Raw genomic sequence first — 9,741 nt, forward strand, 5'->3', positions numbered from 1 at the left:
AAAAGTATTCCCAAAGGTAACCCAATGGGATAGGGGCATAGTGGACATGCCCTGTTCTTTGGGATGCGTTAAGCATCCCAAAGGTTCATGCCGCTCTGCGGCATAACAGAAACCTCTTCCGGCGCAAAGTCGGTGGAGGTAGTTCATGGAAAAGAAACTAAATACTCCTCTGCATACATTCACAAAGGGACGTGATGGCGGAATTGATATCAGAGGATACGCTGATGACCAAAATACCATCATGCAGGTTAAACATTATCCTAAGAGTAATGCATCCAAATTAATAAGTGATTTAGAGAAATAATTAAAAAAGGTTGAAGCCTTAAAGCCTGACCAATACTATATATGTACTTCTTTAGGATTAACACCTAAGAATGTAGAAACTATATATGATATGTTTTCTGAATATATGAAATCTGAAGAGAACATCATCTATGAACAGGATTTAGATTCCTTTTTAAATAGCGAATCTGCCAGAGAGATTCTTTTAAGAAATTATAAGCTTGGACTTTCTGTACACCTGTTGAGCAATGTTGACTCCATATATGAGCCGGATGATGATGCACGTTACGATGAAATGAAATTTAGTGGCCATTATTCAAACTATTCTGATCAGTGGGATGCTGTCGCTGCGATTTTTGCAAAGTGATAGGGAAGATGCATACTTGGTATGAAAAAAAGAAGCGGGAAGAAAAAGACGATAATATAAAAATTCGCATCAATTTATTTTTTACTTGGAGGAGTGTATGGGAAAGAAAAGAGTACTTTGTTTTGGGGATTCACTTACTTGGGGATTTGATCCCTATAAGAGGGAGAGAATGGAGGATGAGGATAGATGGACCGGAGTGCTGCAAAAGCACCTTGGGGACGACTATCTTGTAATAGAAGAGGGGCATAACGGCAGGACTATTGCGACGGATGACCCTGCTGAAGGGGAAAAGAACGGTTTAAAATATGTTATTCCGTGCGTGGAGAGTCAGTCACCTCTTGACCTGATGATCATTCTTCTTGGGGCTAACGATCTTAAGAGAAAATTCCAATATACAAGCATGGATATCGCAGGGGAGATGCAGATTTTCCTTGAAAAAGTTCAGGCACACAACAGATTCCGCATGGGAGATTCGATGAAAGTTCTATTGATTGCGCCGCCTATAATTGGCGCCTGCGGTAAAGGCTCATGGCTGGAAGACTGCTTTGATTTTGAGAGATGTTATAAGGTTTCTTCGGAGATCTCCGGTTGGTACAAGCAGCTGGCTGAGATGTACGGCTGTATGTTCCTTGATGCTGCTAAATTTTGCACGGTAAGTCCTGCAGACGGAGTGCATCTTGATGTGAAAAATCAGAGATATCTGGGCGAAGCTGTGTATAGAAAGCTTGTAGATGAAGGTTTTGCGAGCTAAACGATTAAAATGATGCATAAGCTTGATCGATGTTGAAGGCATGAACAGCTTGTTTTTTTTACTGAGGAGATATACTATGAAGAAATTTATGAGTTTGGTCATGACAATGGCGGTGATCGTGTCATGTGCGGCATGTTTTGAAGGTTCCAAAACGCCCACTGTTATGACTAAGCAGGAGGACACTTCATCTGAAAATTATGAAGAACTCTATGAAGAGGCAGGAGTTGTTGGAGACTTAAGTTCTTCGTATTTTGACTTTGACGATGATGATATTCCTGAAATGGCAGTTTTTAACAGCGATGTGACAGATCCCGGACTGGTAGAGGTCTATACCATCAAAGATGGTGAGGTGGTGGATCTTGGCAGCTTTGGACAATATGGAACAATCATGTTCAATGAGGATGAAAAGCTGTTAGTATCCGAAAATGAGACCGGAAGCGGGTATTATGTTATTGCCTATAAACTGGTAGATGGAGAGCTTGAAACAGTAGTTTCTCTCAAGAAAGACTTTTCAGATTTTGAAAATATAAAAACTTATGTTGATGATACTGAAGTTGATAGTGACCAATTTGCTACTGAATTATCAAAATATACTGATAATGTTAAGCTAATTGGTGCTTCGGCACAGTGAGAAACTGATGAATATTGAATCAAACCAAGAGTGGGACACCTGAGAATCATGGTAATCCGCAAATAATATGCTATATTATACATATCCAAAAATTGTTTTATGTTTTATGCAATGGCTCCTGAGAGATCGGGAGCTTTTTGCTGTGTAAAAAAAAGGATATAAAATGTCAAATTATGGCTCTTTTTCTATGTCCTACTTTCAACTATTCTAATGAAGTAGTTTTAATGTATTAGGGAGGTATACAATTGAAAAACAAAATCGTATCAATCTTAATAGTGATGGCTTTTTTACTTAGCATGACCGGCTGCGCAAATTCTTATGGTCCATCTGCAAGAGCCAAATACGCCGATTTAAAGATTGAAGAAAAAAAAGAATCCGATGAAAAAGACAATAATGCACTTGGAGGTAGTGATATGGGAAGCATTTTAACCGGAACTCAAAAGGTAGTCGTTGAAGGGCAGGATTGGGGACCCGCTGTTGTAAAAACCATTTTGGAATTATCAGATACAATAAAAAATGATTCTGTAAATGCTGAGGATTTCAATGTCATTGAATTAAAGGAAAGCTTTAACTGGGCTGCACTTACTCCCAATTCCAAAGAGGATGCGAGCAAGCATATTGAATCAGAAACCAGCAGAGGTGTGGTAGCAGCCTATACAAGTGATGAAAACGGTGAGAAAAAAGATTCATCCAATTTCGTTACTATAGAGCTAAATTACAGCCCCGATGAGGGATCGCCTTTTTGTTATGATCTTTTCAAAGGAAACAACACTATCTGCTCTCCTTACAATTTGAAGGTCAATTTAAAAAATGGTGCAACACTTTCAACAGAAACCGGAGAAGAAATCTCTGAATTAAATGTATCAGAAACAATAGATTTTGATAATGCTGTTTATCCTCAGCTTGCAAAAACAGATATTTCCGGTGTCTTTGAAGGCCCCCAAGGCCACAAGATTTGCTATGCTTCTTATGAAGTTAAAGAAGATAACGCCAAGCATCCTCTTGTAATCTGGCTTCACGGCGCCGGAGAAGGCGGTGCCGATCCAAAGATCAATACTCTTGGCAATGAAGTTACAGCTCTTTTTAGTGATAAATTTCAAACTACAATGGGAGGTGCTTACGTCCTTGCACCTCAGTGCCCCTCATTCTGGATGCAGTATGATGAGAATGGAAACTGGATGGATAACAAAGGTGTAGACTCCATTTATCTACATGACCTAAAGGCTCTTATTGATGATTATGTTTCATCTCACTCAAACATTGATTCAGATAGAATCATAATCGGAGGATGCTCAAATGGCGGATATATGACTATGGATATGATCATGAATTATCCTGATTTCTTTGCAGCCGCTTATCCCATCTGCGAAGCCTACACGAACTCGGGAATTACAGATGAGCAACTTGAAAAAATAAAGAGTCTTCCCATATGGTTTATTTATGCAGAAAATGACACAACCGTTGATCCAGCTAATTTTGAAGTACCTACCATTAAAAGACTAAGAGACATTGGAGCAAACATCCACACCAGTATTTTCAAGGATGTTCATGATACTTCAGGTAAATATAACTCTTCGGATGGAGGAGCTTACCAGTTTATGGGACACTGGTCATGGATCTATTTCTTCAATAACGAGTGCGAAGAAAATGGTGTAAACATGTGGCAGTGGATGTCTGAGCAAAAAAGATCTATAAAATAAAAAAGCAATGCTATGCAAAAAAAGGGGTAAGCGATGGTGTAAACCGGACTCTTAAATCCGCCCACAACGCCTGTATATCATTGCTTACGCTATAGCTAAAGTGCTGTATCTTCTTAACAGGAAGCTGTCATGGTTATGGTTTTTTGAAATTACAAAGAGAAAATAGACTTCCGACTTCCGAAAACTAACGCAGACACAAATACGATAGTGACAAATGTGACTATCGTTCAACAAAAAACATCACACGACATCATGTATTATTCTTTGGACCATTTGTAGTCCCAGAATTTTATTATTTCTTCTCTCTTAGAAGGTCTTATCAGATATAAACCGTATAGTGCAAGTGATGCCTCTATCACCAAGATAAAAATCTCTGTCCATAAAGGAAGATCTGTAATACCAGCTCTTCTGACACCTTCTGCCGCTGACATGGCGAGAATATCATGGATAACATGCACAAGCATCAGAACCCATACATTTCCTTTTCTTAAATATATAGCTCCGAAAAAGATGCCTGTCATAATGCATAATACTGTCTGATAAACAGTACCTTCAACATCTCCTTTAACCATAGAGTTACTTAGATGAGTGATTCCAAACAATAATCCTGAAAGAAGTGCGATAACAGGGATAACCTTCTCGCTTCTCCAGATTTTGGTCATATATGATATAGCGATTTCCCTGAAAACTATTTCCTCAGACATTCCTGCCATTATGCTCATCATAATGAGAGTTCTGTCTATTCTCACAAACGGTACAGATCCGGCAAGAATGCCGTATGAACCAAATAACAATATCCAATAAACAACGAATGGACTTAAAAGAAAAAAAGAACCGGTCAACTCGCTGTTTGTTGGCATAAAGCGGTATGTTGCCGAATTTATTTTGTACCATAAAGCCAGTACGAGCAGCGAACCAACGATTCCACCTATTGTAAAGGCAGTGGTTGAATCAAGTCCCGCACTGCTAAGCGGAAACATAAAAATAAGCCCCACCACTAGCTGCGCTAGCAAAAAGCTGCCAAAGGTCAATACCAGAAGCAGTAAAATTTGTTTTGGCCCCGATACACTGTTCTTTGTATTCATTTTTCCCCCTTATAAGAAACTCCTGATGCATAGACTTATACATCTATTTCACAATTAGCAATTTAAATATAAACAGCGATGTCCAACACATGTCCAACAAACCGCTGCTATTCTGGCTGAATCATCTTATGGCGGTCACGTCTTGGCTGCATCCAGCTTTTGCTCTGATCGCTCTTCTTTGCTGGTTTCAGACTCATTTGAACGCACCTCCCAGCATGTTCTGAAGATAGGGATCTGCGCCGTAGCGGCCTTCAAGGTATTGCTTGTCATAGGAGGCTGTATTCTTGATTAGTGTTCCGTCCTCGCTTCTCATTTCATGTAAAGAATATACATCACTTTCGTGTGCTTCATTTTCTGCTGCAAACCAGATTTCATCACGGCGGAAGATGGAGTTTTTCATAGTCGACATATCATGGGAAGTGAAAAGCAACTGAGCACCGTTACTGTTTATCTCTTTATTTTTAAAAAGAAGGATCACATAACGCAGAAGCTTCGGGTGGAGTTTGGCATCAAGCTCGTCAATGATGACAAGTCTTCCTTCACGTAGAGCTAGTAGGATAACTGGTAGAGCGGAGATAAGCTTCTTTGTTCCATCTGATTCTTCTGTGAATGACAGCTCATATTCCTTTTTTCCAAGCTTGCGCTTCATGTAAAGCTGTTTACTGTCTTCATCATAGCGATAGTCCGTAATGTCGATATCCATATCATTCAGAGCACTGATGAACTGGCTCTTATTTTCTGTATACTTTTCCAGCATGATTTGGTGCTCAACCATCGGATTTGCGTAGCTTCTGATGATGCAACTTTCAAACCAGGTCATTACTTCGCTGATTTCAGGGATATCGTAGTTGATGGCAAGGAATGAAAGATAGGGCATCTTCGGATTTACATTTTTGTTGATGCTTTTTTTGTTGATACTGTATCCGAGGGTAATATCATTCATTTCGCGGTCAAAAAGCTCGGCAGTTTTCTTGGCAGTGACAGCTTTACGAGTCAGTGACTCAGAAACTACTTCATCATCCTTTAGGGCAATATAGTAGCAGTATAGGTTGCTTCCTGTTAAGAAAAATAGCTTGAACTCTGTCGGTTCATTAGCTGACACATCGTCAAATAAGAATGGGATGGCATCAACCCTCTGCTGAAGGATGAGCGGTTGACGGTTTTCTATGATAAAATATGTTTGTTGGGGAAATTTCAATTGAGTATACGCAAGGAGCGAAGCATATGGGGATAAAAACAGAGGACATGGTAAAGAATCTGCCGCCAAAGGAGATGACTGTAGGTATAGACTGGCTTGGTATTCTGGACTCCTTTGATCCGAAGGCTCTTTGATTCTGAATGTGAGGCCTCTTTTGGAGAATATAATCCGCTAGACAGAATTTTATTACAGGGCGATGAGCCATGCATATATGCTGCTCCGGATATTATCCTTCAGTGGATTAAGGAAGGAAAAACAAAGAGCACTTATTGGGTGGATGGAGTAACAGAATATACGGAAGAATAGCAATATGAGTTGGAAGGAAAAATGACAGAAGAAGAGATAATTGGCGGGGCTGACGGGCCCACTACTATATTTTTACTAGATAAGTCGAAAGATCCGACATTTAGGCAAAGGGTGCAGCGCCGTATAACAAGGATAGCCATAGAGCCAGTACGAGCAGCGGACCAACGATTCCACCTATTGTAAAGGCAGTGGTTGAATCAAGTCCCGCACTGTTAAGCGGAAGCATAAAAATAAGCGCCACCCCTCATGAGTGAGGGGGCAGGGGAGTTGAGGTGCCGTAGGCACTTTTTTCAGGGAAATATTCTGAAAATTGACGAGCAATTTATTTCAGAGTTGCCTCGCGGTTTGACAAATTCACCGAAGCTTACGATAATTACTCTGTACTAAAAAACAAATTTAGATCTTTAGCCGGAACAAGAGCGTTGTTTCGGACTTCATATCAAAGTTATCAGAGGTGGAAAATGTACGAGGAACTTACAAAGCAGGCAGCAACAGTTACTGAAGAATTATGTGAAAAGGCAGGACTCCATAAAGGCCAGATACTTGTTATCGGATGCTCAACATCGGAAGTATGCGGTGATACAATCGGCACCGGTTCTAATCTTGAAGCTGCGGAAGCAGTTTTTGCAGGAATTTATTCCGTTACCCAAAAGTATGGTGTTTATCTTGCAGCTCAGTGCTGTGAGCATCTTAACAGAGCTATAATAATTGAGGCTGACGCTGTGCCCGGACAGGATATAGTCAACGTGGTTCCTCAGCCCAAGGCCGGTGGTTCCTTTGCGACAACTGCATACAAGACCTTTGAACATCCCGTTGCAGTTGAGGAAATAAGAGCTGATGCAGGTCTTGATATCGGCGATACTCTCATTGGAATGCATCTTAAAAAGGTGGCAGTTCCCCTTAGACTGGAAAATAAAGAGATTGGTCAGGCGCATATCACCGCTGCCAGAGTACGTCCTAAATTTATAGGCGGAATACGCGCGAAGTATGATGAGTCGCTGGAATAAGAATGGTTTTCAGTGGGGATATTGGTTCCAAACAAGTGTAATTACAATGTGTTGACAATATCTTTGGCAGACTCAGGATAAGAAAACATTAAAACGAATAAATAATATCATCAAGTACACTCAGAGAAATCCATTCGAAGGAATAGGCAAGCCAGAGCCTTTAAAGAATGAATTATCAGGTTGGTGGAGCAGAAGAATTGATGATAAAAATCGCCTTGTTTACAAGGAAGAAAGTGGAAATATAATAATAGCTGCCTGCAAGGGACATTATGAGGATTGAGAATTCAATCCTCTTTTTCTAAATGTTTTATGTTCATATAAACTAAAAAGTGTGTAAGTTAATGCAAAAAATTTACTTACACACTTTTTATAATATCGATTTTTACTTAATTAAGGCACATATTTCTGAACAATAGTATAAAGCTCACCGTCAATTACCCCAAGTTCTACAAGCATGCTGGTGGTCATATAGTACTCATCAGCATTATCTGACCATCCGGGATAGTTGTCTCCTTTGAATTCTCTTCCGACAAGATATTCTTCTGTGAGATTTTCGACGTCGCCATCTTTGACAAATTTCTGAAGGATGATTTCACAGTTTTCCTTGATCTTGAAGGTCACATTTTCTTCGACGAGTTTTCTTATAGCACCCTCATTCAGCATATAAACAACATTGTATTCTTCGGAATAATCTTCCTTCTCGAGAGCACAATATAAGTCGTCATCACCTTTTTTTACGAGGAAACCATCAAACCTTGTCGTACCTATGCAGTCCTTCTTGAATTCTTCATCGGTTCCGTATTTGACCTCTTTGTTGGCCTCTTCAAAAGAAACAACAGTAAAGGGTGTTCCGTTTATAGAGTAGATGATGTCGTTTTCTTTTGCATTATCAACATATTCAGCCTTAATTCTTTCATCGCGATACAGGTCACCTGTAAGTGAAGTTTCATCAAAGCTCTTGACCTGCATAAGAAGGTTATTGTCGTTGTCATAGTATTTTTCAGCATCAAAGGTTTCGGGATCCTGGTTACCAAGGCATGAAATATATATTTTTTCAGTTTCGGGTTTATTATCTCCGGTAAAGGTTATCATCGGATAAGCGCCCTCATTCCAGCTATATTTTGCTTCGGTTGTATCATCAGCAGATGCGAAGTGGAATATGAGATCGTCACCGGTTTGCTCATAGGTGAAGGGTACACCTGAAACGCCATCGTGTGTCTGTGTAGAACCGGAGGTCTCGTCATTAAAAATATAGTAGTTTAAAACATTGTACTGCTCATCCTCGTTGTATGCTGCGTATACAGCTCCTGAAAGGTTAGGCGTGCCATCATCTGATACACCGGCCTTTTCGAAGCTTATTATTTCTGAATTTTGATATATATCGCTTAGCTCATCAAATAAGGAAGAATCTGCCGGCAGATCAGAGGCGCCTTCCTTGTAGTTATGATACTCACCATCTTCAGCATTTATATAATCTACATTCGCTTCGTCTGTAATAACGAACTCGCCGGTCTCCTTGCTTACATATCCCTTTGTTATGGAGTTTCGCATGGGAAGAATGAGACTGTTGTTATCCGCAACAGCGATCGGGTAAGCTGTGCCGCCACTTTGAACAGTAGTAACCTTTTCAATGGCATTGTCTTTTTTCATATAAATAGTAGCTTCGTAAGTACCCAAATGACCTTCAAGATCATCAAAAACATAGCTTGTTACCAGAAGAGCATCCTCTCCTTCACAGATAGGAGCATAAGCGTAGGACTGTCCTGCGTGAAGAGAGCTAATCAGCTCTTCGAAAGAAGCAGGTAAAGACTTTTTTCCGGAGTCTGCAGCCTGTTCCTGGCTATCGTCTGTTGCAGAACTGTCTTCTGTAGCTGAGCTTTCTGTGCTGTCAGCACTATCGGCTGTATCTTCAGCCTGCTTGTCAGTTTCTGTGCTGTCTGCGGGAGCCTCTGTAGTAGTGGAAGCTTCTGTGTTGGGATTACCTGTATTGGCATTTCCACAGCCTGCGATGATTGATACGGTTAATGCTGTTGATAGTAACAAAGAAATGATTCTGGACTTCATAAAATTAACCTCCCTCAAAATTGAGGTAGTGTCAAATTTACTACCTCTTTTTTGTTCTAAAGCCTTGATTTATCGGGAGTTCAAAATAAAATGAGCATTGACCTCCCTTTTTGGTATAATGTCAGCGACCAAACTCACAAAAAACCAGGAGACAATGCTCGTGAACATTATACTTTATTTACTTGAAATCATCCACCAACTCTATCAGCAGAATTGCTGGCTGGTAAACTTCATATGCAGATATATACCGCTAAAACAGTGGGCTTTCGACGATTCCCATTCTCCCAAATATCAAAAGTTCAAAGTTGATAAGCTTCCCGTCATCATAAAAGTAGAGCCATGGGATTACC

The 9,741-nt window shown here is 40.1% G+C and carries 10 protein-coding genes and 2 pseudogenes; 8 read left to right on the top strand and 4 right to left on the bottom strand.

Annotation, left to right across the window (positions count from 1 at the left end; all coding sequences use genetic code 11):
- The first annotated feature begins 145 nt into the window (after nucleotides 1-145).
- The 5 genes from G622_RS26015 (at nucleotide 146) to G622_RS0119425 (ending at nucleotide 3,731) form a co-directional block, all read left to right on the top strand.
- Nucleotides 146-304 carry a hypothetical protein gene (locus G622_RS26015; RefSeq protein ID WP_155831560.1) on the top strand — a complete coding sequence of 53 codons (159 nt, stop codon included), beginning with the start codon at nucleotides 146-148 and terminating at the stop codon, nucleotides 302-304.
- Between the two features lie 90 nt (nucleotides 305-394).
- On the top strand, nucleotides 395-649 hold the full coding sequence (locus G622_RS0119410) for a hypothetical protein (protein ID WP_026512036.1): 255 nt from the start codon (nucleotides 395-397) through the stop codon (nucleotides 647-649).
- 97 nt (nucleotides 650-746) lie between these two features.
- On the top strand, nucleotides 747-1,400 hold the full coding sequence (locus G622_RS0119415) for an SGNH/GDSL hydrolase family protein (protein WP_026512037.1): 654 nt from the start codon (nucleotides 747-749) through the stop codon (nucleotides 1,398-1,400).
- A 76-nt stretch (nucleotides 1,401-1,476) separates the two neighbouring features.
- A complete protein-coding gene (locus G622_RS0119420) occupies nucleotides 1,477-2,031 on the top strand; it encodes a hypothetical protein (protein WP_026512038.1) in 555 nt (184 codons plus the stop codon).
- 245 nt (nucleotides 2,032-2,276) lie between these two features.
- Nucleotides 2,277-3,731, top strand: a complete 1,455-nt coding sequence (locus tag G622_RS0119425; RefSeq protein ID WP_049945974.1) for a prolyl oligopeptidase family serine peptidase — start codon at nucleotides 2,277-2,279, stop codon at nucleotides 3,729-3,731.
- 257 nt (nucleotides 3,732-3,988) lie between these two features.
- On the opposite strand, the gene G622_RS0119430 is transcribed toward G622_RS0119425, so the two are convergent.
- The 3 genes from G622_RS0119430 to G622_RS26760 all read right to left on the bottom strand — a co-directional run bounded on the left by G622_RS0119430 (nucleotide 3,989) and on the right by G622_RS26760 (nucleotide 6,546).
- Complete coding sequence (locus G622_RS0119430; protein ID WP_081675418.1) at nucleotides 3,989-4,816, bottom strand: CPBP family intramembrane glutamic endopeptidase; 828 nt, start codon at nucleotides 4,814-4,816, stop codon at nucleotides 3,989-3,991.
- Nucleotides 4,817-5,009: 193 nt separating this feature from the next.
- Nucleotides 5,010-6,083, bottom strand: coding sequence for an AAA family ATPase (locus tag G622_RS23860; RefSeq protein WP_330363706.1), 1,074 nt, complete (start codon nucleotides 6,081-6,083; stop codon nucleotides 5,010-5,012).
- A gap of 337 nt (nucleotides 6,084-6,420) precedes the next feature.
- Complete coding sequence (locus G622_RS26760) at nucleotides 6,421-6,546, bottom strand: hypothetical protein (RefSeq protein WP_256374538.1); 126 nt, start codon at nucleotides 6,544-6,546, stop codon at nucleotides 6,421-6,423.
- A gap of 235 nt (nucleotides 6,547-6,781) precedes the next feature.
- Between G622_RS26760 and G622_RS0119460 the strand changes: the two genes are divergently transcribed.
- Together G622_RS0119460 and G622_RS25520 are read left to right on the top strand one after the other, a co-directional pair.
- Entirely contained in the window at nucleotides 6,782-7,327 is a 546-nt protein-coding gene (locus G622_RS0119460) for a TIGR01440 family protein (protein WP_026512042.1), read from the top strand.
- A gap of 64 nt (nucleotides 7,328-7,391) precedes the next feature.
- Nucleotides 7,392-7,607, top strand: a pseudogene (locus G622_RS25520) (Txe/YoeB family addiction module toxin); the annotation flags it as partial.
- Between the two features lie 110 nt (nucleotides 7,608-7,717).
- On the opposite strand, the gene G622_RS0119465 reads toward G622_RS25520, so the two are convergent.
- Nucleotides 7,718-9,391: a hypothetical protein gene (locus tag G622_RS0119465; RefSeq protein ID WP_026512043.1), complete on the bottom strand. Its 1,674-nt coding sequence runs from the start codon at nucleotides 9,389-9,391 to the stop codon at nucleotides 7,718-7,720.
- A gap of 154 nt (nucleotides 9,392-9,545) precedes the next feature.
- Between G622_RS0119465 and G622_RS26360 the strand changes: the two are divergent.
- Nucleotides 9,546-9,741 (top strand): annotated as a pseudogene (locus G622_RS26360) (transposase); the annotation flags it as partial.

The sequence above is a fragment of the Butyrivibrio sp. LC3010 genome (genome assembly GCF_000424385.1).
Taxonomy (GTDB): domain Bacteria; phylum Bacillota; class Clostridia; order Lachnospirales; family Lachnospiraceae; genus Butyrivibrio.

Coding starts and splice junctions, on each gene's coding strand:
- G622_RS26015 (WP_155831560.1), top strand. CDS start 146: ATGGAAAAGAAACTAAATACTCCTCTGCATACATTCACAAAGGGACGT.
- G622_RS0119410 (WP_026512036.1), top strand. CDS start 395: ATGTTTTCTGAATATATGAAATCTGAAGAGAACATCATCTATGAACAG.
- G622_RS0119415 (WP_026512037.1), top strand. CDS start 747: ATGGGAAAGAAAAGAGTACTTTGTTTTGGGGATTCACTTACTTGGGGA.
- G622_RS0119420 (WP_026512038.1), top strand. CDS start 1,477: ATGAAGAAATTTATGAGTTTGGTCATGACAATGGCGGTGATCGTGTCA.
- G622_RS0119430 (WP_081675418.1), bottom strand. CDS start 4,816: ATGAATACAAAGAACAGTGTATCGGGGCCAAAACAAATTTTACTGCTT.
- G622_RS26760 (WP_256374538.1), bottom strand. CDS start 6,546: ATGCTTCCGCTTAACAGTGCGGGACTTGATTCAACCACTGCCTTTACA.
- G622_RS0119460 (WP_026512042.1), top strand. CDS start 6,782: ATGTACGAGGAACTTACAAAGCAGGCAGCAACAGTTACTGAAGAATTA.
- G622_RS0119465 (WP_026512043.1), bottom strand. CDS start 9,391: ATGAAGTCCAGAATCATTTCTTTGTTACTATCAACAGCATTAACCGTA.